24 protein-coding genes are annotated in these 22,521 nt (G+C 70.5%); 16 read left to right on the top strand and 8 right to left on the bottom strand.

The genetic code is table 11. The features are described from left to right. Positions 1–5: 5 nt before the first annotated feature. Positions 6–1,610 carry an amidohydrolase gene (locus tag ACZ50Z_RS18995; protein ID WP_464484917.1) on the bottom strand — a complete coding sequence of 535 codons (1,605 nt, stop codon included), beginning with the start codon at positions 1,608–1,610 and terminating at the stop codon, positions 6–8. Positions 1,611–1,798: 188 nt separating this feature from the next. On the opposite strand from ACZ50Z_RS18995, the gene ACZ50Z_RS19000 reads away from it, so the two are divergent. Next, positions 1,799–2,200: a hypothetical protein gene (locus tag ACZ50Z_RS19000; RefSeq protein ID WP_464484918.1), complete on the top strand. Its 402-nt coding sequence runs from the start codon at positions 1,799–1,801 to the stop codon at positions 2,198–2,200. Positions 2,201–2,416: 216 nt separating this feature from the next. Then, positions 2,417–4,018: a fatty-acid--CoA ligase FadD8 gene (gene fadD8, locus ACZ50Z_RS19005; RefSeq protein WP_464484919.1), complete on the top strand. Its 1,602-nt coding sequence runs from the start codon at positions 2,417–2,419 to the stop codon at positions 4,016–4,018. A 96-nt stretch (positions 4,019–4,114) separates the two neighbouring features. Here fadD8 and ACZ50Z_RS19010 read toward each other — a convergent pair whose 3' ends face one another. Next, positions 4,115–4,654, bottom strand: coding sequence for a TetR/AcrR family transcriptional regulator (locus ACZ50Z_RS19010; protein ID WP_464484920.1), 540 nt, complete (start codon positions 4,652–4,654; stop codon positions 4,115–4,117). 86 nt (positions 4,655–4,740) lie between these two features. On the opposite strand from ACZ50Z_RS19010, the gene ACZ50Z_RS19015 reads away from it, so the two are divergent. From ACZ50Z_RS19015 to ACZ50Z_RS19060, 10 genes are all read left to right on the top strand, one after another. Continuing rightward, on the top strand, positions 4,741–5,676 hold the full coding sequence (locus ACZ50Z_RS19015) for an aldo/keto reductase (RefSeq protein ID WP_464484921.1): 936 nt from the start codon (positions 4,741–4,743) through the stop codon (positions 5,674–5,676). Between the two features lie 11 nt (positions 5,677–5,687). After that, complete coding sequence (locus ACZ50Z_RS19020) at positions 5,688–6,143, top strand: nitroreductase family deazaflavin-dependent oxidoreductase (protein WP_464484922.1); 456 nt, start codon at positions 5,688–5,690, stop codon at positions 6,141–6,143. A 13-nt stretch (positions 6,144–6,156) separates the two neighbouring features. Then, positions 6,157–7,059: a 1,4-dihydroxy-2-naphthoyl-CoA synthase gene (locus ACZ50Z_RS19025; protein WP_464484923.1), complete on the top strand. Its 903-nt coding sequence runs from the start codon at positions 6,157–6,159 to the stop codon at positions 7,057–7,059. A gap of 88 nt (positions 7,060–7,147) precedes the next feature. Continuing rightward, on the top strand, positions 7,148–8,044 hold the full coding sequence (locus ACZ50Z_RS19030; RefSeq protein ID WP_464484924.1) for an SDR family oxidoreductase: 897 nt from the start codon (positions 7,148–7,150) through the stop codon (positions 8,042–8,044). Positions 8,045–8,083: 39 nt separating this feature from the next. Next, the gene (locus ACZ50Z_RS19035; RefSeq protein ID WP_464484925.1) at positions 8,084–8,491 is read left to right on the top strand and encodes a VOC family protein; all 408 of its coding nucleotides are present in this window, start codon (positions 8,084–8,086) and stop codon (positions 8,489–8,491) included. A 97-nt stretch (positions 8,492–8,588) separates the two neighbouring features. Further along, positions 8,589–9,827 (top strand): anion permease, encoded by a 1,239-nt coding sequence (locus ACZ50Z_RS19040; protein WP_464484926.1) that lies wholly within the window; start codon positions 8,589–8,591, stop codon positions 9,825–9,827. Beyond that, on the top strand, positions 9,824–10,135 hold the full coding sequence (locus ACZ50Z_RS19045) for a hypothetical protein (protein WP_464484927.1): 312 nt from the start codon (positions 9,824–9,826) through the stop codon (positions 10,133–10,135). Before ACZ50Z_RS19040 ends, ACZ50Z_RS19045 begins: the two co-directional genes overlap by 4 nt. Positions 10,136–10,203: 68 nt before the next feature. Beyond that, entirely contained in the window at positions 10,204–10,506 is a 303-nt protein-coding gene (locus ACZ50Z_RS19050) for a DUF3349 domain-containing protein (RefSeq protein ID WP_464484928.1), read from the top strand. A gap of 68 nt (positions 10,507–10,574) precedes the next feature. Then, positions 10,575–11,660, top strand: a complete 1,086-nt coding sequence (gene menE / locus ACZ50Z_RS19055; protein ID WP_464486313.1) for an o-succinylbenzoate--CoA ligase — start codon at positions 10,575–10,577, stop codon at positions 11,658–11,660. A gap of 11 nt (positions 11,661–11,671) precedes the next feature. Then, the gene (locus ACZ50Z_RS19060) at positions 11,672–13,036 is read left to right on the top strand and encodes a hypothetical protein (RefSeq protein WP_464484929.1); all 1,365 of its coding nucleotides are present in this window, start codon (positions 11,672–11,674) and stop codon (positions 13,034–13,036) included. A gap of 6 nt (positions 13,037–13,042) precedes the next feature. Here ACZ50Z_RS19060 and ACZ50Z_RS19065 read toward each other — a convergent pair whose 3' ends face one another. Genes ACZ50Z_RS19065 through ACZ50Z_RS19075 form a run of 3 tightly spaced genes read right to left on the bottom strand, consistent with a single transcriptional unit; the run spans position 13,043 to position 16,053 of the window. Further along, the gene (locus tag ACZ50Z_RS19065; RefSeq protein ID WP_464484930.1) at positions 13,043–13,708 is read right to left on the bottom strand and encodes a TIGR04282 family arsenosugar biosynthesis glycosyltransferase; all 666 of its coding nucleotides are present in this window, start codon (positions 13,706–13,708) and stop codon (positions 13,043–13,045) included. Beyond that, positions 13,705–14,367: a glycosyltransferase family 2 protein gene (locus ACZ50Z_RS19070; RefSeq protein WP_464484931.1), complete on the bottom strand. Its 663-nt coding sequence runs from the start codon at positions 14,365–14,367 to the stop codon at positions 13,705–13,707. Before ACZ50Z_RS19070 ends, ACZ50Z_RS19065 begins: the two co-directional genes overlap by 4 nt. Positions 14,368–14,370: 3 nt before the next feature. Continuing rightward, positions 14,371–16,053, bottom strand: coding sequence for a DUF7159 family protein (locus tag ACZ50Z_RS19075; protein ID WP_464484932.1), 1,683 nt, complete (start codon positions 16,051–16,053; stop codon positions 14,371–14,373). 307 nt (positions 16,054–16,360) lie between these two features. Between ACZ50Z_RS19075 and ACZ50Z_RS19080 the strand changes: the two genes are divergently transcribed. Beyond that, positions 16,361–18,070 (top strand): DUF7937 domain-containing protein, encoded by a 1,710-nt coding sequence (locus tag ACZ50Z_RS19080; protein ID WP_464484933.1) that lies wholly within the window; start codon positions 16,361–16,363, stop codon positions 18,068–18,070. Between the two features lie 4 nt (positions 18,071–18,074). Here ACZ50Z_RS19080 and ACZ50Z_RS19085 read toward each other — a convergent pair whose 3' ends face one another. Together ACZ50Z_RS19085 and ACZ50Z_RS19090 are read right to left on the bottom strand one after the other, a co-directional pair. Further along, positions 18,075–19,103 (bottom strand): NAD-dependent epimerase/dehydratase family protein, encoded by a 1,029-nt coding sequence (locus ACZ50Z_RS19085; RefSeq protein WP_464484934.1) that lies wholly within the window; start codon positions 19,101–19,103, stop codon positions 18,075–18,077. Next, positions 19,100–19,885: an S-methyl-5'-thioadenosine phosphorylase gene (locus ACZ50Z_RS19090; protein WP_464484935.1), complete on the bottom strand. Its 786-nt coding sequence runs from the start codon at positions 19,883–19,885 to the stop codon at positions 19,100–19,102. Before ACZ50Z_RS19090 ends, ACZ50Z_RS19085 begins: the two co-directional genes overlap by 4 nt. An 84-nt stretch (positions 19,886–19,969) precedes the next feature. Between ACZ50Z_RS19090 and ACZ50Z_RS19095 the strand changes: the two genes are divergently transcribed. Together ACZ50Z_RS19095 and ACZ50Z_RS19100 are read left to right on the top strand one after the other, a co-directional pair. Beyond that, positions 19,970–20,842 (top strand): 1,4-dihydroxy-2-naphthoate polyprenyltransferase, encoded by an 873-nt coding sequence (locus ACZ50Z_RS19095; RefSeq protein ID WP_464484936.1) that lies wholly within the window; start codon positions 19,970–19,972, stop codon positions 20,840–20,842. An 82-nt stretch (positions 20,843–20,924) separates the two neighbouring features. Beyond that, a complete protein-coding gene (locus tag ACZ50Z_RS19100) occupies positions 20,925–21,932 on the top strand; it encodes a beta-ketoacyl-ACP synthase III (protein WP_464484937.1) in 1,008 nt (335 codons plus the stop codon). A 4-nt stretch (positions 21,933–21,936) separates the two neighbouring features. Here the strand turns inward: ACZ50Z_RS19100 and ACZ50Z_RS19105 are convergent, their stop codons facing one another. Next, positions 21,937–22,308, bottom strand: coding sequence for a DUF4229 domain-containing protein (locus ACZ50Z_RS19105; protein WP_464484938.1), 372 nt, complete (start codon positions 22,306–22,308; stop codon positions 21,937–21,939). A 46-nt stretch (positions 22,309–22,354) separates the two neighbouring features. Between ACZ50Z_RS19105 and ACZ50Z_RS19110 the strand changes: the two genes are divergently transcribed. Next, on the top strand, positions 22,355–22,516 hold the full coding sequence (locus ACZ50Z_RS19110; protein WP_156660575.1) for a hypothetical protein: 162 nt from the start codon (positions 22,355–22,357) through the stop codon (positions 22,514–22,516). Positions 22,517–22,521: the final 5 nt, after the last annotated feature.

The raw sequence follows: 22,521 nt of genomic DNA on the forward strand, positions 1-22,521 counted from the left end.
CGGGCTCACGCGCCGTAGACCCGGCGGCCCGCCAGATACGTCGTCCGCACCTCGAGGTCGGCGATCCGCTCGGGCGGGACGCTGCGCGGGTCGGCCGAGAGCACCACCAGATCGGCGTACTTGCCGACCTCCAGCGAGCCGATCGCGTCGTCGGAGAACAGCTGCCAGGCGGCGTCGATGGTCTGGGCGCGGATCGCCTGCTCGACCGTCAGCCGCTCCTCGGGCCCGAGCACCCGGCCGCTGGGCGCCGTCCGGGTCACGGCCACGCTGATGTTGCGCAGCGGCTCCTCGGGCGTGACCGGCGGGTCGTTGTGCAGCGAGATCCGCATGCCGGTGGCCACCGCGGATCCCGCTGGCATCCAACGTGTTCCGCGCTCCTCGCCGAACAGCCCGTCGACGATGACGTCACCCCAGTAGTGGATCTGGTCGACGAAGATGCTGCAGGTGACGCCGAGGTCGTGGGCGCGGCGCAGCTGCTCGGGACGGATGGCGCCGACGTGCTCGAGGCGTAGCCGGTGGTCGCCGCGCGGGTGGCGGTTGAGGACCTCCTCGTAGACGTCGAGGATGGTGTCGACACCGGCGTCGCCCTGCACGTGGCAGGCCATCGGCCAACCGAGCGGGAAGTAGGCGCCGACGATTTCGTGCAGCTGTTCCTTCGTGTAGTTGGCGCAGCCGCAGGACCCCGGCACGACGCCGATGGCGCGGGTGGCCTCGGTGTCCAGGTAGGGGAACGAGAGGTCGATGTTGCCGATCCAGGGCGAGCCGTCGACCCAGATCTTGATGCCGACCTGGCGCAGGAGGTCGTCGCCCTGCCCGGGGGTGGCGTCGGTGGACATCTGCGGGTTGGAGATCTCGTAGGTCCGCAGCCGGACCGTCAGCTGGGGGCGCAGTTGTTCGACCAGCGGCCGGAAGCCGGGGTCGAACGCCATCTCCGAGCAGGTGGTCAGCCCGGCACGGTTGAGCCGCGCGCACTCGGCGAGCAGCATCCGCGGGTAGTCGGCGAAGTCGATGACCCCGCCCAGCAGCGGGAACACCGCGCCGGTCTCTTCGGCGGTGCCGTCGAGTTCGCCGTTGGCGTCGCGGCCATACTTGGCGCCCTTGGGGTCGGGGGTGTCGCGGTTGAGGCCGTGCAGCTTGGCGGCGGTCGAATTGAAATACGCCTTGTGCCCCGAGTTGTGCATGATCACCAGCGGGGTGTCGGGCGCGATGCCGTCGAGCCAGCCCAGCGTCGGTTCGGGAAGACCGTTCTGCAGCAGTGGATCCCAGCCGTTGAGGTAGGCGCCGTCGGATCCGCGCCGCGCGACCTCGGAGCGCACCGCGGAGACGACGTCGTCGGCGCCTCGCATGGTGACCGGGCGGATGTCGACGAGGCGATCCGACAGCGCGACCGCCTCCATCAGCGGATGGCCATGGGCCTCAACGAATCCCGGCATGACGCAGCCGTCTCCGACGTCGACGGTCTGAGTATCGGGTCCGGTGAGGTCCGCGACCTGCGCGCGGGTTCCGACGGCGATGATGCGGCCGTCGGCGACGGCGAGCGCCTCGGCGGTGGGCCGCGCCTCGTCGACGGTCAGGATGGTTCCGGTCACGACGAGATCTGCCTGCCCCATGGGGGGATCCTAGTAACCGGGTGGCGATTCATGCACGAGTTCTTCGGTGGCAGCCAAGCGACGGAGCTGTTCGTGATGTTGGCAGTCGTTGCCGCACAATCAGACGGCATTGCCGCCCAGAACCTACCTCGTTGACAACTACATTAAACCCAGCAGGACCAGCGGAAATCGGCCGTAGGTGGGGACCCATGAGCATCATTCGCGTCAACTTTCTTCCCGAGTTTTATTTCGGGGACGACGCAGTTTTATTGACGTTGGACGGCGGCGGAGTCGATGAGCTCAAAGCCGCACTCAGTGACGCCAAGCAGCACGGGGCATCGCGACTCGAGCGTGACGGAGTTACGCACGAGTTCCGTCTGGAGTCCGGCGCTGCCGATGTAGAACTCGATCCCGTCCACGTGGTGTGGCGGCTCGACGAAGCGAAGGCGGCCGAAATCATTGAAGACCTCGCTGTTCTCAGCGACGAGGGCAGCGTAGGTCGTCCTGCCACGGGCCACTTCTACGTCGACATGGCCGCGCCCACCAAAACGCTCGTCGTGTCGCGCGACGACTACGTCGACGTGGTCTACCCGTGGCTGGCACCGGCATAGCTAGCGGGGAATGGAGGCGGCGGTCGACCTGATCTCGTGTCGATGCGAGACAGCAAGTGGCTCGCACTTCTGTACAACGAGACCTCAGTTCCTTCGGCGAGGAATGGCTACTCGCTCAAGTTGGCGGAAGCGGTCTTACGGTGTGGGAAGCAGCGGGTCCGCGAGGTCTTAGAGGGTGCGGCTGACTCAAATTGCAACACGTTCTAGTCTTGCCACATGACGGACGAGCTGCTGCGCAACCCGACCCATAACGGCCACCTGCTCGTGGGCGCCCTCAAGCGCCACAAGAACAAGCCGGTGCTGTTCCTCGGCGACACCACGCTGACCGGTGGTCAGATGGCCGAGCGGATCAGTCAGTACATCCAGGCGTTCGAGGCGCTCGGCGCGGGCACCGGTGTGGCCGTCGGCCTGCTCTCGCTCAACCGCCCCGAGGTGCTGCTGATCATCGGCGCCGGCCAGACCCGCGGCTACCGGCGCACCGCCCTGCACCCGCTGGGCTCGCTGGACGACCACGCATACGTGCTCAACGACGCGGGCATCAGCTCGCTGATCATCGACCCCAACCCGATGTTCGTCGAGCGCGCGCTGGCCCTGCTGGAAAAGGTGCCCGGGCTCAAGCAGATCCTGACCATCGGCCCGGTGCCCGAGGCGCTCAGCGGGGTGGCGGTCGACCTGGCGGCCGAGGCGGCCAAGTACGACCCGCAGCCGCTGGCCGCCGCGGACCTGCCGCCGGATCAGGTCATCGGCCTGACCTACACCGGCGGCACCACCGGCAAGCCCAAGGGCGTGATGGGCACCGCGCAGTCGATCTCGTCGATGACCTCGATCCAGCTCTCGGAGTGGGAGTGGCCCGAGGAGCCGCGGTTTTTGATGATCACCCCGCTCTCGCACGCGGGGGCGGCCTATTTCCTGCCCACCTTGATCAAGGGCGGCGAGATGCATGTGCTGCCCAAGTTCGACCCGGCCGACGTGCTGAAAACCATTGAGGAAAAACGCATTACGGCCACGTTCCTGGTGCCGTCGATGCTGTACGCGCTGATGGACCACCCGGACTCGCACACCCGCGACCTGTCGTCGCTCGAGACGGTCTATTACGGCGCGTCGGCGATCAACCCGGTGCGGCTGGCCGAGGCGATCCGTCGGTTCGGCAAGATCTTCGCCCAGAACTACGGGCAGTCCGAGGCGCCGATGGCCATCACCTACCTGGCCAAAAACGAGCACGACGAGAAGCGGCTCACCTCGTGCGGGCGCCCGACGCTGTTCGCGCGCGTGGCCCTGCTGGGCGAGGACGGCAAGCCGGTGCCGCAGGGTGAGCCGGGCGAAATCTGTGTCAGCGGACCGCTTTTGGCGGGCGGTTACTGGAACCTGCCGGAGGCCACGGCCGAGACCTTTAAAGACGGCTGGCTGCACACCGGCGACATGGCCCGCGAGGACGAGGACGGCTTCTACTTCATCGTCGACCGGGTCAAGGACATGATCGTCACCGGCGGCTTCAACGTGTTCCCCCGCGAGGTCGAGGACGTGGTGGCCGAGCACCCGGCGATCGCCCAGGTGTGCGTGGTCGGCGCGCCGGACGAGAAGTGGGGCGAGGCCGTCACGGCGGTGGTGGTGCTGCGTTCCGACGCGCCCCGCGACGACGCGGCGATCGAGAAGATGACCGCCGAGATCCAGGCCGCGGTCAAGGACCGCAAGGGCTCGGTGCAGTCGCCCAAGCGCGTGGTGCTCGCCGACTCGCTGCCGTTGACCGGGCTGGGCAAGCCGGACAAGAAGGCCGTGCGGGCGCAGTTCTGGGAGGGCGCCGAGCGCTCGGTGGGCTGACGGCCGCGCTTTCCGCTCGCGCGTGGCGAGCGTGAAACTAACTTCACACTCGCGCCCGAGCGTGAAACTAACTTCACGTTCGGCGAGGAGGCGACGCTAGGCCGCGACGCCGGCCACCAGCAGGTCGAGCATGCGGCCGGTCTGCTCGGGTGAGCCGCTGGCCACAAAGATGCCGATGAGGCTGGACACCACGTCGTCGGCCCGCACGTCGGCGCGCAGGGTGTCGTCGTCGGCGCCCGCCCGCAACAGCAACTCGACGGCGCCGACGATGCTGTCGCGGGTCTGGCTGGGTTCCATTGCGCCGGAGTCGAAGATCGCGTGCAGCGACTCGGCCATTCCGCGCTTGGCGACCACGAAGCTCGCGTAGCGGTCCATCCAGCGGCGCAGCGCGGTCGTCGGCGGATGCCGCTTGAGCAGCTTCTCGGCGGCCGCGGCCACCTCGGCGAGCTCGGCGCGGTAGATGGCCTCGACGAGCGCTTCCCGATTGGGGAAGTGGCGATACAGCGTGCCGATCCCCACGCCCGCGTCGCGGGCGATCGACTCGAGCGAGGCCGACGCGCCGCGTTCGGTGAATGCGGCGGTGGCCGCCTCCAGCAGCCGCTCGCGATTGCGGCGCGCATCCGATCTGCCGACCAAAGCGGAGGACCCTCCGTTTCTGCTACGCTGACGAAAGCGGAGGACCCTCCGCATTTGTCCAGTGTCTCACGATGCGAGGGAGCACCATGACAGACCAACCCCGGCCCGGCGACACCGGCACTCTCGGCGCTAGAGCCGTCGCCCGCATGGGCTATGGCGCCATGCAACTGTTCGAGGCACCGACCGTCGACGACGCGGCCTTTTCAGCTAGGGAGGTGCTGCGTCGCGCGATCGAACTCGGCGTCAACCACATCGACACCGCGTCGTTCTACGGTCCCGGGGAGGTGGACCGCCGGATCCGCGAGGCGCTGGCCCCCTACCCGGACGACCTCGTCATCGTCAGCAAGGTCGGCGCCCGCTACACCGGCGAGCACCCCATTCCGCTGGCCGCCGCCCAGAAACCGGCCGAACTGCGCGCCGCCGTCGACGACGACCTGCGCCAACTCGGCCTGGACCAGATTCCGGTGGTGAACCTGCGCCGGCTCGATCTCGGTCCGGGCCTGGCCGCCGAGGGAGACCAGATCGTCGACCTCGACGACCAGCTCGCCGAGATGATCGCCCTGCGCGACGAGGGCAAGATCGGCGGGATCGGGATCAGCGCCGTGCCGCTCGAGGTGGTGCGCCGCGCGCTGCCCGCCGGAATCGTCTGCGTGCAGAACGCCTACAGCGTGCTGGACCGCTCCCAGGAGGCGACGCTCGAACTCTGTAAGGCGCAGGGCATCGCGTGGGTGCCGTACTTCCCGCTCGGCTCGGCGTTCCCGGGATTCCCGAAGGTCGCCGACGACCCGGTGGTGGCCGCCATCGCCGGCGAGTTGGGCGTCACCGGCGCCCAGGTCGGGCTGGCCTGGATCTTGGCGCACGCGCCGAACACGCTGCTGATTCCCGGCACCCGCTCGATCGCCCACCTCGAGGAGAACCTCGCCGCGGCCGAGGTGTCCCTGGACGCCGGCGCGCTGGCACGGCTCGACGCCCTGGGCACGACGGAGCCCCGGCCGCATGGCGCCGAGCCCTTTCAGAGGTAACGTCGCTGCCTATGGGAAGCGGCAAAAATGTCCGGCCGCCGTGGTGGCTGAAGCCGGCCAACAAGGTCTTCATCCGGATGTCGCGGCTGGGCCTGAGCTTCGGCGGTGAGAGCCCGGTGGTGTTGACGGTGCCCGGCCGCAAGTCCGGAACGCCCCGGTCGACGCCGGTGACACCGATGACGGTGGACGGCAAACGCTATGTGGTGGGCGGGTTTCCGGGCGCGGATTGGATCCGCAACGTCCGCGCCGCCGACTATGTGACGCTGGCCCGCGGCCGGCACTTGGAGCGGGTGCGGATGGTGGAGCTCCCGGCCGACGCGGCGCGCCCGTTCCTGCGCGCGTTTCCCACCGAGGTGCCGACCGGGGTCGGCTTCATGAAACGCTCGGGGTTGGTCACCGACGGTCGCCCCGAAGAGTTCGAGGCGCTGGCCGGCGTGTGTCCGGTATTCCGGCTGGACCCGGCATAGGAGTTCGAAAACGTTGAGTGACAACCCCTTTGACGCCCAGGCGTGGCGTCCCGTCGGCGGCTTCGACGAGCTGACCGACATCACCTATCACCGCCACATCGACGACGCCACGGTGCGGGTCGCGTTCAACCGTCCCGAGGTGCGCAACGCGTTTCGGCCGCACACCGTCGACGAGCTCTACCGGGTGCTCGACCACGCCCGGATGTCCGCGGGAGTCGGCGTGGTGTTGCTGACCGGCAACGGCCCCTCCCCCAAGGACGGCGGCTGGGCGTTCTGCTCCGGCGGCGATCAGCGCATCCGCGGGCGCAGCGGCTACCAGTACGCCAGCGGCGAGACCGCCGACACCGTCGACCCCGCCCGCGCCGGGCGCCTGCACATCCTCGAGGTCCAGCGGCTGATCCGGTTCATGCCCAAGGTGGTCATCTGCCTGGTCAACGGGTGGGCGGCCGGCGGCGGGCACAGCCTGCACGTGGTCTGCGACCTCACGCTGGCCAGCCGCGAACACGCCCGCTTCAAGCAGACCGACGCCGACGTCGGCAGCTTCGACGGCGGCTACGGCAGCGCGTATCTGGCGCGCCAGGTGGGCCAGAAGTTCGCCCGCGAGATCTTCTTCCTGGGCCGGCCCTACACCGCCGAGCAGATGCACCACATGGGCGCGGTCAACGAGGTCGTCGACCACGCCGACCTCGAACGCGTCGGCATCGGGTGGGCGCGCGAGATCAACGCCAAATCCCCTCAGGCGCAACGCATGCTGAAGTTCGCGTTCAACCTGCTCGACGACGGGCTGGTGGGTCAGCAGCTGTTCGCGGGCGAGGCCACCCGGCTGGCGTACATGACCGACGAGGCCGTCGAGGGCCGCGACGCCTTCCTGGAAAAGCGGGATCCGGACTGGAGCCGGTTTCCCCGGTATTTCTGAGGCCGCCCAGGCGTTGCGCGCCCGGTGCCACGCTGGCGTGACTCTGGGCACCGCGCCCGCCCGCCCGCGCCCGCCTAGACTCCCGTCAGTGAGCAAGAGCCCCCTCCGCCGGATCACCGACCAGCTGGTGCTGGCCACCATGCGACCCCCCATGGCGCCGCAAGTATTGGTCAACCGTCCGCTGATCAAGCCGATCGAGCTGGCGGGCAAGCGCATCCTGCTCACCGGGGCGTCGTCGGGCATCGGCGAGGCCGCGGCCGAGCAGTTCGCCCGCGAGGGGGCCACGGTGGTCGTCGTCGCCCGGCGCCAGGAGCTGCTGGACGCGCTGGCCGAACGGATCACCACCGCCGGCGGTGAAGCGCTGTCGATCCCGTGCGACGTCTCGGACATGGACGCCGTCGACGCGCTGGTCGCCGACGTCGAAAAGCGTCTCGGCGGAATAGACATCCTGATCAACAACGCCGGCCGGTCCATCCGCCGGCCGCTGGCCGAGTCGCTGGAACGCTGGCACGACGTCGAGCGCACCATGGTGCTCAACTACTACGCGCCGCTGCGGCTGATCCGCGGGCTGGCGCCGGGCATGCTCGAGCGCGGCGACGGCCACATCATCAACGTCGCGACGTGGGGGGTGCTCTCCGAGGCGTCGCCACTGTTCTCGGTGTACAACGCGTCGAAGGCCGCGCTGTCGACGGTGAGCCGGGTCGTCGAAACGGAGTGGGGCGAGGCGGGTGTGCACTCCACAACGCTGTACTACCCGCTGGTGGCCACCCCGATGATCGCGCCCACGAAGGCCTACCAGGGTATGCCGGCGCTGACACCGGAGGAGGCCGGCGAGTGGATGATCACCGCCGCGCGCACCCGGCCGGTGCGGATCGCCCCGCGGATGGCGATCGCCGCCAAGGCGCTGGACACCTTCGGCCCCCGCTGGGTCAACGCCGTCATGCAACGCCAGCGCATCCAGCCCAACCGCAAGGGCGATAACTGACCGGACCGCCTCGATCGGGCCGTGTGATAGACACGAATTATGGAGATCCTGGCCAGCCGGATGTTGCTGCGGCCTGCGGACTATCAGCAGTCGCTGGCCTTCTACCGCGACCAGATCGGCCTGGCGATAGCCCGTGAATATGGCGGTGGCACAGTGTTTTTCGCGGGGCAGTCGCTGCTGGAGCTGGCCGGATACGGCTCCCCGGACCACTCCCGCGGCCCGTTCCCGGGCGCACTGTGGCTGCAGGTCCGCGACCTCGAGGCGACCCAGGCCGAGCTACGCGGCCGCGGCGTGTCGATCGCCCGCGAGGCGCGCCAGGAACCCTGGGGCCTGCACGAGATGCACGTGCTGGACCCCGACGGAATCACGCTCATCTTCATCCAGATCCCCGCGGACCACCCGTTGCGCCGCGACACCCGAGGTGAACGGCAGGGAAATTCCGGTTAACTGAAAGGTAACATCTGGCGACGACTCAAAATACACCCGCGTTTCACCTCATGCCGCATTCGACAATGGATTGCCCCTACCACCAGAATCAGGCCCTGTGAACATCCAATTGTTCCTCTTGATCATTGTCGTAATCACGGCACTGGCTTTCGATTTCACCAACGGCTTCCATGACACGGGCAACGCGATGGCGACCTCTATCGCCAGCGGCGCCCTCAAGCCCAAAACGGCGGTTCTGCTCTCGGCGGTACTGAATCTGGTCGGCGCGTTCATGTCCACCGCCGTCGCCGCCACGATCGCCAAAGGCCTCATCGACTCCAACATCGTGACGCTCGAGCTGGTGTTCGCCGGCCTGGTCGGCGGCGTCGTCTGGAACCTGCTCACCTGGCTGCTCGGCATCCCCTCGAGTTCGTCGCACGCCCTGATCGGCGGAATCGTCGGCGCCACGATCGCCGCCGTCGGCGCGCACGGCGTGATCTGGAAGGGCGTGATCTCCAAGGCCATCATCCCGGCCGTCGTGTCGGCGATCCTGGCCGTCGTGATCGGCGCGGTCGCCACCTGGCTGGTCTACCGGATCACCCGCGGCGTCCCAAAGGCGCGCACCGAGGCGGGTTTCCGGCGCGGCCAGATCGGCTCGGCGTCGCTGGTCTCGCTGGCACACGGCACCAACGACGCGCAGAAGACCATGGGCATCATCTTCCTCGCGCTGATCTCCTACGGCTCGGTCAGCAAGACCGCCACCATGCCGCCGCTGTGGGTCATCGTGAGCTGCGCGCTCGCGATGGCGACCGGCACCTACCTCGGCGGGTGGCGCATCATCCGCACCCTGGGCAAGGGCCTGGTCGAGATCCAGTCGCCCCAGGGCATGGCCGCGGAGTCCTCGTCGGCCGCGGTGATCCTGCTCTCCGCCCACTTCGGCTACGCGCTGTCGACCACCCAGGTGTGCACCGGTTCGGTGCTGGGCAGCGGGCTGGGCAAGCCCGGCGGCGAGGTCCGCTGGGGCGTCGCCGGCCGCATGGGGGTGGCCTGGCTGGTCACCCTGCCCCTGGCCGGTCTGGTGGGCGCCCTCACGTACGGGATCGTGCACCTGATCGGCGGCTACCCGGGGGCGATCATCGGTTTCGCGCTGCTGGTCGCGGTCGCGACCACCATCTACATCCGGTCGCGCAAGGTCAAGGTCGACCACCACAACGTCAACGCCGAATGGAAGGGCGACCTGACCAGCGGGCTGCAGGCCGCCGATCAATTGCCACCCCGCGATGACGGGCCCACGCTCGGCGGCATGTCCGCCGGGTATGACTCCGACGACCCGTCGCTGAAAGCGAACGCCTCATGAGCCACATCGGCGACTGGTTCAACTACCAGGCCAGCTTGAAGATTCTGGTCTTCGCCATGCTGGCGGGGGCCGCCCTGCCGGGGTTGTTCGCCCTCGGCATCCGGCTGCAGTCCGCGGGTGCGGGCGACATCAATCTGGACGGCGCCAGCAACGCCGGCGCCCCCCGGCGCAACCCGATGCTGACCGCGCTGGCGTGGACCATCTACGCGCTGGTCATCGCGGTGATCGCGTTGGCCTTGCTCTACATTGCTCGCGACTTCATCGCCCATCACACTGGCTATCCGCTGCTCGGAGCGAAACCCAAGTAGCATCGTTCAATGCCCACCGAGTTGCCCACCGAGTTGGCGAACCGGACGCCGGGGAGAGCTGTATCCGCGTGAATGGATTTCTCAATTCCATCGTTTCGTGGCTCCGCGCGGGCTACCCCGACGGCGTGCCGCCCACCGACACCTTCCCGGTGCTCGCGCTGCTGGCCCGCCGGCTGTCCAACGACGAAGCCAAGGCCGTGGCCTGCGAGCTGGTTCGGCGCGGTGAGTTCGACGACGTCGACATCGGCGTGCTGATCACCCAGATCACCGACGAGCTGCCGTCGCCGCAGGACGTCGAGCGGGTGCGGGTGCGGTTGGCGGCCCAGGGCTGGCCGTTCGACGACGCCGACCAGGCCGGGGATCCGGCATAGCCGTACTGCGCGCGCTGCACGTCCCGCCGGGCGCGGCGGCCGCGACGCTGTTGCCCGCCCTGGAAGGCGTGCTGCGGGGGCGTGAACCCGCACTGGTGGCCGTGGCCGACGATCGCGAGTCCGAAGCGCTGCGGGCGGGGCTGCGGGTCGGGGACGCCATCGACGACGACGTCGCCCTGGTGGCGGCGACGTCGGGAACCACCGGCACCCCTAAGGGCGCCCTGCTGACCGCCGCCGCCCTGCGGGCCAGCGCCGCGGCCACCCATGACCGTCTCGGCGGGCCGGGCAGCTGGCTGCTCGCCTTGGCGCCGCATCACATCGCCGGGGTGCAGGTGCTGGTCCGCAGCCTGCTCGCCGGCACGTCGCCGGTCGAGATGGATGTCTCGGACGGCTTTGATGTCGCCGAATTGCCCAGCGCCATCGGCGCTTTGGGCCCCGGCCGACGGTACACCTCGCTGGTCGCCGCGCAGTTGTCCAAGGCGCTCACCGACCCGGCGGCCGCGGCCGCGCTCGCCGAACTCGACGCCGTGCTGCTCGGCGGCGGGCCTGCCCCCCGGCCGATCCTGGACGCCGCGGCCGGGGCCGGCATCACCGTCGTGCGCACCTACGGCATGAGCGAGACCGCCGGGGGGTGCGTGTACGACGGCGTCCCGCTGGCCGGGGTGCGACTGAAGGTGGCCGACGGGCGCATCGTCATCGGGGGCGCGACGGTGGCCAAGGGCTACCGCAACCCCGTCGACCCGGACCCGTTCGCCGAACCCGGCTGGTTTATGACCGACGACCTCGGCGCCCTCGACGGCGCGGGCGTGCTGACGGTCCTGGGCCGCGCCGACGACGCGATCAGCACCGGCGGGCTGACGGTGCTGCCGCAGCCGGTCGAGGCGGCGCTGTGCGGCCACCCCGCCGTCAGCGAGTGCGCGGTGTTCGGCCTGCCCGACGAACGCCTGGGGCAACGCGTGGTCGCCGCGATCGTCGTGCACGAGGGCCGCCTGCCGCCGAGTGTGGAGGCGCTGCGCGCGCAGGTGACGCGCGCCCTGGACGCCACCGCCGCGCCGCGCGAGGTGCACGTCGTCGACGCGCTGCCGCACCGCGGCATCGGCAAAATCGACCGCGCGGCGTTGGTGCGCCGCTTCGGCGGCGCGAGCGATCAATAGGCTGTGCGTCCGTGAGGGTCGCTCGACGGGAGGCGGTGCGGGACGCGGTCGCGGTCGTCACCGGCGCGGTACTGGTGGCGGCGGCGTTCCTGCTGCCGCGGATGAACCTCGGGGTGCGCCCGCGCCTCGACATCGGCCGGGAAGAATTCGCCACTCACGCCGGCTCGGCACCGATCTTCGGCGAATGGTTGATCCACGCCGGCTGGGGAACCGGCGCGGCGATTGCCCTGGCGGTCGTCATGATCGCGTGGGGACCCCTTCTGGCGCAACGCCTTTCGTGGCGGGCTTTGACGCTGGGCAGCTGGGCCGTCGCCGCCGGGTGGGCGTTCGCGCTGGCGATGATCGACGGCTGGCAGCGCGGCTTTGCCGGCCGGCTGACCACCCGCGACGAATACCTCTCGCAGGTGCCGGGCATCACCGACATTCCAGCCACGCTGCGCACCTTCGCCAGCAGGATCGTGGACTACCAACCGCATTCGTGGACCACCCACGTGTCGGGGCATCCGCCCGGCGCGCTGCTGACGTTCGTCTGGCTGGACCGCATCGGTTTGCACGGCGGCGCCTGGGCCGGGCTGCTGTGCCTGCTGGCCGGCTCGAGCGCGGCCGCCGCGGTGGTGATCGCCGTGCGCGCGCTCGCGGACGAGGCGACGGCGCGGCGGGTTGCCCCGCTCGTGGCGCTGGCGCCGACGGCGATCTGGGTGGCGGTCTCGGCCGACGGATACTTCGCCGGGGTGGCCGCATGGGGCATCGCGCTGCTGGCCGTGGCGGTGCACCGCCCGGTCCGGTTCCCCGCCCTGACCGCCGCCGGCGCCGGGCTGCTGCTGGGCTGGGGCGTGTTCTGCAACTACGGGCTGATGTTGATGGGGCTGCCCGCGCTGGCGGTGCTGGCGTCGGCGAGGGATTGGCGCGCGATCCTGCGGTCCCTTGGCCCGGCGGCGCTGGCCGCGATCGCGGTGGCGGTGACCTTCGCCGTCGCGGGGTTTTACTGGTTTGATGGCTATCACCTTGTGCAGCAACGCTATTGGCAGGGCATTGCCAAGGACCGACCGTTCCAGTATTGGAGTTGGGCCAACCTGGCGTGTGTGGTGTGCGCGATCGGTCTGGGCGGTGTCGCCGGGGTCGCCCGGGTGTTCGACGGGGCCGCCCTGCGCCGCCGCTCCGGGTTTCATCTGGTGCTCTGCGGCGCGCTGGCCGCCATCGCGTGTGCGGACCTGAGCATGCTCAGCAAGGCCGAGGTGGAACGCATCTGGTTGCCGTTCACCATCTGGCTCACCGCGGCGGCCGCGCTGCTGCCGGTCCGGTCGCACCGAATCTGGCTGGCTCTCAACGCCATCGGCGCCCTGGCGCTCAACACGATCATCTTGACCAACTGGTAGGAACGGCTACAGGCCCGCCGCGCGGGTGACCCGCGCGAAGCGGCTGTCGGGCCCGCAGGCGTCGCGCACCGCCGCGACGTCGCCGACCTCGTCGACGTCAGCCAGCGTCTGCACCGTTGCGACGTCAATGCCCGTGTCGCGCAGCGCCTTCAACGTCAGCTCCCCCGTGTCGGGCGCCGACATCGGCACGGTGCGCAGGCACTCGGCCATCGCCGGTGCGGCCACGCCGAGCACCCACCAGCCGCCGTCACGGGCCGGCCCCAGCAAGGCCGGCACCTCGAGCAGCCGGCGCGCGCAACCGGTTAACAGCTCGGCGGTCACCTGGGGGGTGTCCATCCCGATTTGCAGCACCGGCAATCCGTCCGACGACGCGTCGGCGTGCGCGTTGGCGAGCCGCGCGGCGAAATCGTCGCCGCGCTGGACGATCACGGTGAACGACGCCAGGCGCCGCCGGATGTCGTCGGCACTCGCGGCGCGGTCCAGGTCCCCGGTGAGCGCGACCACCCGTGCCGCCACCGGCGCGTCGGCCACGGCGTCCAGCGTGTCGAGCAGGGCGGCGGCGGCGATCTCGGCGGCGACGCGGTCGCCGACGCTGGCCGCCAGCCGTGTCTTGGCCCGGCCCGGCTCGGGTGCCTTGGCGACCACCAGCAGGGTCACCGGCACGGCGGTCACGAGATCACCTTCCAGAAGTCGAGGATCGCGGTGATGCTGCCGCGCAGCGATCCGCTGACCTTCGACTTGCCGCCCGTGCGCGGGCCGTAGCTGACGTCGAGTTCGACGACGCGCCAGCCGGCGGCCGCGGCGCGCACCAAAAGCTCCAGCGGATAACCCGATCGGCGGTCGGCGACGCCCAGCGCCAACAGCGCCTCACGCCGGGACACTCGCATGGGCGCGACGTCGTGCACCGGCAGGCCGTGCCGGGTGCGCAGCCGCCAGCTCATGACGACGGTGCCGACGCGGGCCACCCACGGCCAGTGCAGCCCGGGCACCGGCCGGCGCCGGCCTGTCACCAGGTCCGCGCCCTGCTCGAGCGCGGCGACCAGCCGCGGCAGATCGCCGCCGTCCATCGAGCCGTCGGCGTCGATGACCGCCACGATCGGGGTCGTCGCGGCCACGACGCCCGCGTGCACGGCCGAGCCGTACCCGGCGCGCGGCTCGGTAACGACCTGGGCGCCATGGCGTTTCGCGACACCGGCGGTGTCGTCGGTGCTGTTGTTATCGACCACCAGCGCCCGGTAGCCGGCCGGGATGGCGGCCAGCACGGCCGGCAGCGACTCCTCCTCGTTGAGGCACGGCAGGACCACCGTGACCAGGCCGTCGGTATCGGGCACGCGTCAGAACCCGCGGTGGGTGCGGGGTTCCTGCGGGAACAGTGGCTGCTGCGAATGCGTCGGCGGCGCGGTCTGCTGGGTGTGCGTCTGCGTCGGCGCCTGGGTGGTTGCTTTGGTGCTCGGCGGCGAATACGTCGTCGTCGGCGGCGAATAGGTGGTGGTTGGCGGCGAATAGGTGGTGGTCGGCGGTTCGTGCGTGGTCGTCGTCGGCGGCGAATACGTCGTCGTCGGAGGGGAATACGTCGTCGTCGGCGGCGAATAGGTGGTCGTCGGGGGCGAATACGTGGTCGTCGGCGGCTGCGATGGTGTGGTGGTCGGCGGCGTGTACGGCGTCGTCGGGTTATACGGCGGGTTATACGGCGGCTGCCATCCTGGGATCGGAATCGGAATCGGAATGGGAACCGGCACAATCGGATTCGGGCGGGGCGCCCAACCCGGATCGGGGTTGGGCACGACACCGGGGTTGCTCGGCGCCTCGGGAACGGGGGCGACCTGCGGGCCCCCTCCCGACGGCGGCGCCACATGCTCGGGAGCTGGAACAGTGCCGCCCTGGAAGCCGGCGTTGGGCTGGTCGGCCGGCGGTGGGGGCAGCGGGGCCTGCTGCTGGCTCGGCAAGATCGGCATGAACTTGCCCGGGGTGCCGTTCTGGACGCCGACCACCGGCTGCTGGGCGGCGGTCGGGCGGACGGCCACCGCGATCGCGGTGGCCAGCGACGCCAATCCGATGACCGCGAAGGCGATGACGGCGTTGCCGATCACCAGCGACCGCCGCGACAGCTTCGTCGGCGCGTCCTCATCGGCGTCGGCGTAGTCACCGCCGAATTCGGGGCCGTAGTCGTAATCGTCGAATTCCGGGTCGTATTCGTCCATCTCGCCCGGATAGACCCCGCCCTCGTCGGCCATCGAATACGCCAGCTGCGGCTCCTCGGCCTCCGGGGCGGGCACCACCGTCGTCGCGTCCCCGACCGCGGGGGCCATCGCGGTCGCGTCGCCGGTCAGACCGACCGCCGGCGCCATGGCCGTCGCATCCCCCGCGGACAGCGCCGCCGCGGCGATAGCGGCGCCCCGGGCGAGTGCAAACGTGGGGTCGTCGGCGACCTGCACCCGCATGGTGGACGCGTCGCGCAGTTCATCGGCGACCCGGTTGAGGTCGGGCGAGGCGCCCAGGAGGTACACCTCCCCCGGCGCATCCGCATGCGCGCCGAGGTTCGCCATCATCGTCTGGAACGCGGCGGTGGCGTCCGGCCCGGCGGCCAGCGGCTGGCTGGCCAACACGGTCGGCGGGGCGTCGGGATCGCCGCTGTCCGGGCCCACCACCGACAGGGTGGCCGTGGCGTCGTCCATCACCAGCGCGGCGCCGGGCCGCCCGGCCGCGCGCATGAGGGCGGCCACGGCCTGCGACTCCGAGAGCACCGCGACGTTGTGAACGCCGGAATCCTCCAGCGCGCGCCGCAACTGCTCGGCGCGGGGCTCGTCGGACCAGCACAGCCGGGTGCCGACCAACCGGTGATTCTCGTCGGCCAACAACCGATTGGTTCCGGCCACGGTCTCGGCCAGCGTGCCGACCGGGTTGTCAGCGAGATCGATCACGGATTGGTCGATCACGTCGGTGCCCTGGGAGCCCGACCCGAGAAGCGCCAAGCGGGCGACGGGACCGGTGACCGCGACCCCCAAAACGACGTCCATCCCGCTTCTCCTTCACCCCGGCTACCCCGCAACCAGCAATGTCCCGGCATCATTACACTTGCGATACCGTCGGCAGTATCAGTCATTCGGCGGCAAGGTTCGCCTACTAGCGCAGCGTAACCAGCTTTTCGAACGACAGGACGGTCGCCGCGGAATCACGTCCGCCCGCGGCCGTTCCCAGCCACTGCCACGGCGGCCGAACGGAGAATATGTTCGCAAGCGAGCAGTGCATGGGGCTCGGCAGGGTATTCCCCCGCCGGACACCGGCAACAGCACCGAAAGTAGTTGTCCTTGAATCCCGGGGGGCATGGTGAGCCAGAGCAGCGACGACACGCCGACCGGCCCCATCGGCGGTCGGGCCCCGCAGGCGGCCGCGCCCCGCATCATCCGCCCGCACGCCACCGGCGGCACGCCGGCCGCCCCCGCGGGGGCGGGTCGGCGCCGTCCCCTCCTCAGCGACGCGACCGCCGTGGTGCTGCTGGTGGTCGCCGTGTTCCTGCCGTGGAATCTGTACGTCGGCGTCGGGATTCCCGACAGCAATCCGGCCCTGTTCGCGGTGCTGCTCGCGGTGACGGTGCTGGCCGTCGCCGCCGTCGCGGTGGCCGGTTCGTGGAGGTCGGCCGGCGCGCGGTTCAACCCGGCGCCGGCGGCGCGGCTTCGGTTGGCGCTCAACGCCCCCTATCTGCTGCTGGTGCTCGCCGTCGTCGGGTTCGACGCGTACGAGACCGTCCGGTTCGGTGGCACGGTCACCGTGCCCGGCGGCGTGGGGCCGGGGGCGTGGGTCGGTGTCGCCGGCTCGCTGTTGAGCGCCCAGGCGGTGCCGGGCGGGCCGGTCCCGGCGGGCGACGAGCACACCGGTTGGCATCGATCGGCCCGGATCATCGGGGCGGTGTCGATGCTGGCGGCCGTGCTGAGCTTCGGTTACAACCTGTACTGGCGGGTGCGCTACGCGCTGCAAAGCGCCGGCGGCGCGGCGGAATTCGGCAAGCAGAACATCGCGGTGGTCGCCACCGCGGTGGTCTACGGGGTGGTGGCGCTGGTCGCGGTCCTGGTCGCCTCCCGCTGGCTATTGCAGCGCACCCGGGCGAGCCGGCTGACCATTGTCGCGCTCGGTGCGTCGGCGTTGGCCGCGGGGATCCTGGTGTGGGTCCTGCCCGCCGGTCGCGACCTCGACGCGTTCCACGGCATCGCGCAGAACACCTCGACCGCCGGGGTCGGGTTCGAGGGCTACCTGGCGTGGGCGGCCGGCGCGGCCATCTTCGCGCCGCGGTCCCTGTTCGGTCACCGAAACCCGTCGCCGACGGAGGAATCCGCGTGGCGGGCGATGACCCGAAATGGCTTGCTGCTCATCGCCGTTTGGGCCGTGGGGTCGATCGCGATGCGGCTCACCGACCTTGTTGTCGGCATCACCTTGAACTATCCGTTCTCCCGGTACGACAGCCTCGTGCTGGCCGCGTTCGACCTGGTGACCGCGGCCCTGGCGATCTGGCTGCGCCGCAGCCTGGCCCACCTGTCGGCGCGCTTGGTTTCATCACTGTGCGGGCTGGTCGCCGCCCTCAGCGTTGCCCGCGTGGTCGTCGGCGTCGCGCTGGCGCCGCGGTTCGCGGACTCGCCGAATTCTCCTGCGCGGCACCCGGTTTACGGCAACGACCTCGCCCAGCAGATCACCAGCGCCTTCGACGTGACGCTGTGCGGGCTGGCGCTGGGCATCCTGGCGGCCGCCATCGTGGCCGGCCAACTCAGCGGGCGTCGCCTGGCCCGCCGCGCCGCCCGCAAGCGCGCGGCCGATGCGAATGCGGCGGCACCGACGACCCGGGTCCGCGTGGGCCAGGCCGCCGGACCGTCAGCCGCGGAGACCACCCGCATAAACACCGGGGGCCCCGGCGCGGAGAGCGACCCGCCCACCGCGGAGATACCGCCGCTGGGCGGCTCACCCAGGATCTTCCGCGGCGACGACTCCGGGACGCGGCAGATGCCTGTCCGCGGGCCGCAGATCTACCGACCGCCGCAGGCGTAGGGGCTCACCGCAGCGGCGCGAACGCGAAGTCGCGCAACCCGTCGCCCGGTGAGACGGCCGCCCGGAACCCCAGCGCCTCGGCTGCCCGGGACGGGTCGGCGACGATGTGGCGCACGTCGCCGCTGCGGTACTGGCCGGTGATCACCGGCGACATCGAACTCCCCCGCGCGTCGCACAGCGCGGCGGCCACCTCCAGGATCGAAATGGGTTGCCCCGAGCAGACATTGACCGCGAGGAACCCGTCGCCGTGTTGTAGCGCCGCGACGTTGGCGGCGGCCACGTCGTCGACGTGCACGAAGTCGCGCATCTGGCCGCCGTCCTCGAAAACCCTTGGCGGCTCGCCCTTTTCCAGTGAGGACCGGAAGATCGCCGCCACCCCCGAATAGGGGGTGTCGCGCGGCATGCCGGGGCCGTAGACGTTGTGGTAGCGCAGCGCGACCACCGAGCCGCCGGTGGCCTCCGACCACGCCAGCGCGTAATGCTCCTGCGCGGTCTTGCTGGCCGCGTACAGGCTGCGCGGGCGCAGGCAGGCATCCTCGTCGACGAGGCGCCAGGCCAGCTCCTCCCCGCCGACCGGGCACCGGTGCTCGAAGGTCCCGGCGTCGAGGTCCGCGCGGCGGCGCGGCAGCGGGTCCACCCGCCCGTGCCGCCCGCAGTGATAATTCCCCTGCCCGTAGACGACCATCGACGACGCCAGCACCAGGCGCCGCACCCCGGCGGCGAACATCTGCGCCAGCAACACCGTGGTGGCCAGATCGTTGTGGCCGCCGTAGGCGGGCGCGTCGGCGGCGTCCACGCCCGCACCCACCATCGCCGCCTGATGACACACCACGTCCACGCCGTCCAGGAGCGGGGCCAGCGCGTCGGCGTCGCGCACGTCGACCCGGTGACAATCTTTCGGCAACAACGGGTTTGGGCCGTGCGCGGCGGCCAGCAGGACGTCGAGAGCGACGACGTCGTGCCCGGCGGCCCGCAGCGCCGCGCCCACCCGCGAGCCGATGAAGCCGGCCGCGCCGGTCAACAGCACCCTCATGGCAACTCGACGGGCAGCGTCACGCCGGTGTGCGGCAGGCAGTGCGTGCAGGTGCGGTCGGCGGCGACCCGGCCGATGGCCTCGCGCACCAACGCCTTGAACGGCCCGATGTTGCGTTCGAATTCGGCGAACACGTCGACGGTCTTGACGCCCTGCCCCACGCTCACACCGGCGTCCAGGTCGGTCACCAACGCTATTGCCGCATAACAGATTTCGAGTTCGCGGGCGAGCACGGCCTCCGGGTATCCGGTCATGTTCACCAGCGAGAACCCGGCCGAGGCGAACCACCGGCTTTCGGCGCGGGTGGAAAAGCGCGGCCCCTGGATCACCACCATGGTGCCGCCATCGACGACGCGAGGCACGCCGGGCAGGTCGGTGACCGCGGCGCGCAGCGTCGGGCAGTACGGATCGGCGAAGTCGACGTGGATCCCGCCGGAGTCGAAATACGTGTCGGCGCGGCCGCGGGTGCGGTCGATCAGCTGATCGGGCACCACGATGGCCCCGGGCCCGAGTTCGGGTTGCAGGCTGCCGACCGCGCACGGCGCGAGGATCCGGCGCACGCCGAGTTTGCGCAGCGCCCACATGTTGGCGCGGTACGGCACGGTGTGCGCGGAGAATTCGTGCTTGGCGCCGTGGCGGGGCAAAAACGCGACCTCGTGTCCCTCGATCGCGCCCACGGTGACCGGGGCGCTGGGCTGCCCGTAGGGGGTGTCGACCGTGACGTCGTCGGCGTCGGATGCGAAGAAGGTGTAGAAGCCGCTGCCGCCGATGACTCCGAGCATCCGACCATTGTGGTGCATGACCCCGGCGTGACCGCGGGTGCGGGGCCCGCGGCTGCGCGGCACGCATCCTGGCAGGATGGCGGTGTGGCCAATCTCGGGCAGTGGGTTTCGGGTGCGCGGCCGCGGACGTTGCCCAACGCGGTGGCGCCGGTGGTCGCCGGTACGGGCGCCGCGGCCTGGCTGGGATCCGCGGTGTGGTGGAAGGCGCTGCTGGCGCTGGCCGTCGCGCTCGCGCTGACCATCGGCGTCAACTTCGCCAACGACTACTCCGACGGCATCCGCGGCACCGACGACGACCGGGCCGGCCCGGTGCGCCTGGTCGGCTCGCGGCTGGCGGCCCCGCGGGCGGTGCTGGGCGCCGCCGTCGCGAGCCTGACGGTCGGCGCGCTCGCCGGCGTGGTACTGGCGCTGTTCAGCGCGCCGTGGCTGATCGCGGTGGGTGCGGCCTGCATCGCCGGGGCGTGGCTGTACACCGGCGGCTCGAAACCCTACGGCTACGCCGGTTTTGGCGAGGTCGCGGTGTTCCTGTTCTTCGGCGTGGTCGCGGTGCTGGGCACCCAGTACACGCAGGCGCTGCGGGTGGACTGGGTCGGGCTGCTGCTGGCGGTGTCGATCGGGGCGCTGTCGTCGTCGGTGCTGGTGGCCAACAACTTGCGCGACATCCCCACCGACGCGCGGTCGGGCAAGATCACCCTCGCGGTGCGGTTGGGCGACGCCCGCACCCGCGTGCTGTATCAGGCGCTGCTGGGCACCGCCGGGGCGCTGACCCTGGTGCTCATGGCGGCCACCCCGTGGTGCGCGGCGGGATTGGTGGCCACGCCGCTGGCCGTGCGCGCGGCGGGCCCGGTGCGATCCGGGCGCGGCGGCGCGGAGCTGATCCCGGTGCTGCGCGATACCGGCCTGGCGATGGTGGTGTGGGCGATCGCGGTGGCGGCGGCGCTGGCGATGGGTAGCTAAAGTGCGAGCAGACGCAAAGGCCCCCGAAAACCGCGCTGGTGGGGTACTTTTGCGACGGCTTGGGGGATAGCGAAGGACCGCAATGAAGCAGATTTCCGCGACCAGCGGGCCCACCAACATCGGCCTGCTCAGCGTCGGGTCATACCGTCCCGAACGCGTGGTGACCAACGACGAGCTCTGCGAAAACATCGACTCCTCCGACGAGTGGATCTTTTCGCGGACCGGGATCAAGACGCGCCGGTTCGCCGCGCGCGACGAATCCGTCACCTCGATGGCGACCGCGGCCGGCCAGGAGGCCATCGCCAAGGCGTCCCTCGAGCCGTCCGACGTCGATTGCGTCATCGTCGCCACCAGCACCCATTTCACGCAGACCCCCGCGTGCGCGCCGGCGGTCGCGACGGCGCTGGGCGCGGGTGGCGTGCCCGCCTTCGACGTCTCGGCCGGGTGCGCCGGCTTCGGCTACGCGCTCGGCGTCGCGGCCGACATGGTTCGCGGCGGGACGGCCGCCAAGGTGCTGGTCCTGGGCTCGGAAAAGCTGTCACCCACCGTGGACATGCAGGACCGCAGCAACTGCTTCATCTTCGCCGACGGCGCGGCCGGAGTCATGGTGGGCGAGACGCCCACGCAGGGCATCGGGCCGACCGTCTGGGGCAGCGACGGCAGCCAGGCCACAGCCATCCGTCAGGACATCGAGTGGATCGACTTCCTGGACAACCGCACCGGCGAGCGCCCGTACCTGCGGCTCGAGGGCAGCGCGGTGTTCCGGTGGGCGGCATTCGAGATGGGCAAGGTCGGCCAGCAGGCCATGGACGCGGCGGGAATCCGGCCCGACGAGATCGACGTCTTCGTGCCGCACCAGGCCAACAGCCGAATCAACGAGATTTTGGCCAGGAGCCTCGAGCTGCGGCCGGACGCGGTGCTGGCCAACGACATCGAGCACACCGGAAACACCTCGGCGGCGTCCATCCCGTTGGCCATGGCCGAGGTGCTGGGGACCGGGGCCGCCAAGGCCGGCGACCTGGCCCTGCTGATCGGTTACGGCGCAGGCCTGAGCTATGCCGCCCAGGTCGTCCGGCTGCCCAACGGCTGAGCCCTCACCCGTCCTCGCGCGGCTCGTCGGGCGCCGCGTCCCCGTGCAGCCGGGCCTGCAGCATCTCACGCTCCCGTCGGCGCCGTTCGCCGGCGATCGCCAGCGCCGCGGTGGCGCGGCGCCGCAGCGGCCCGAACACCCAGATGCCCAACGGCATCGCGATGATCAGAGCGAACAGCGCGGCCACCACGAGGGGGAACTGCGTGATGCCGGCCAGCCGCGCGACGCCGTAGATCACGGCGGTGAGCACGACCGCCAGCAGCAACCGCGCCGCCATGTATGCCAAGACAGGGACGACGACGTGGTTTTCGGTGCTTGTGCCGCCGGCGTCGTGTCCGGGGCCCCCAGTGCTGTTGTCGCTACCTTCTTGTGACACAGCCAAAGCCTACGGCGCGGGTATATTCGCCCGAAGGAGGTGTTGCGTGCTCTACCTGCTGCTCGTCGTGATTTTGGGAACGCTGATCTACGTCGGCTGGCGTGCCGCGCGGTCCCAGGTTCATCGACCGAAGACGCGCGTCATCGGGCCCGACGACGATCCGGATTTCCTGCGGCGGTTGGGCCACGGCGACAACAACCCGCGCTAGGTACC

The sequence above is a fragment of the Mycobacterium sp. NTMscope_MAC_269 genome, from assembly GCF_976985695.1.

Bases quoted from the DNA above. Each gene is read 5' to 3' on its own strand.
- ACZ50Z_RS19075 (WP_464484932.1), bottom strand. From the start codon at position 16,053: ATGGACGTCGTTTTGGGGGTCGCGGTCACCGGTCCCGTCGCCCGCTTG.
- ACZ50Z_RS19085 (WP_464484934.1), bottom strand. From the start codon at position 19,103: ATGAGGGTGCTGTTGACCGGCGCGGCCGGCTTCATCGGCTCGCGGGTG.
- ACZ50Z_RS19035 (WP_464484925.1), top strand. From the start codon at position 8,084: ATGGAGATCCTGGCCAGCCGGATGTTGCTGCGGCCTGCGGACTATCAG.
- ACZ50Z_RS19080 (WP_464484933.1), top strand. From the start codon at position 16,361: ATGGTGAGCCAGAGCAGCGACGACACGCCGACCGGCCCCATCGGCGGT.
- ACZ50Z_RS18995 (WP_464484917.1), bottom strand. From the start codon at position 1,610: ATGGGGCAGGCAGATCTCGTCGTGACCGGAACCATCCTGACCGTCGAC.
- ACZ50Z_RS19045 (WP_464484927.1), top strand. From the start codon at position 9,824: ATGAGCCACATCGGCGACTGGTTCAACTACCAGGCCAGCTTGAAGATT.
- fadD8 (WP_464484919.1), top strand. From the start codon at position 2,417: ATGACGGACGAGCTGCTGCGCAACCCGACCCATAACGGCCACCTGCTC.
- ACZ50Z_RS19100 (WP_464484937.1), top strand. From the start codon at position 20,925: ATGAAGCAGATTTCCGCGACCAGCGGGCCCACCAACATCGGCCTGCTC.
- ACZ50Z_RS19000 (WP_464484918.1), top strand. From the start codon at position 1,799: ATGAGCATCATTCGCGTCAACTTTCTTCCCGAGTTTTATTTCGGGGAC.
- ACZ50Z_RS19015 (WP_464484921.1), top strand. From the start codon at position 4,741: ATGACAGACCAACCCCGGCCCGGCGACACCGGCACTCTCGGCGCTAGA.
- ACZ50Z_RS19020 (WP_464484922.1), top strand. From the start codon at position 5,688: ATGGGAAGCGGCAAAAATGTCCGGCCGCCGTGGTGGCTGAAGCCGGCC.
- ACZ50Z_RS19090 (WP_464484935.1), bottom strand. From the start codon at position 19,885: ATGCTCGGAGTCATCGGCGGCAGCGGCTTCTACACCTTCTTCGCATCC.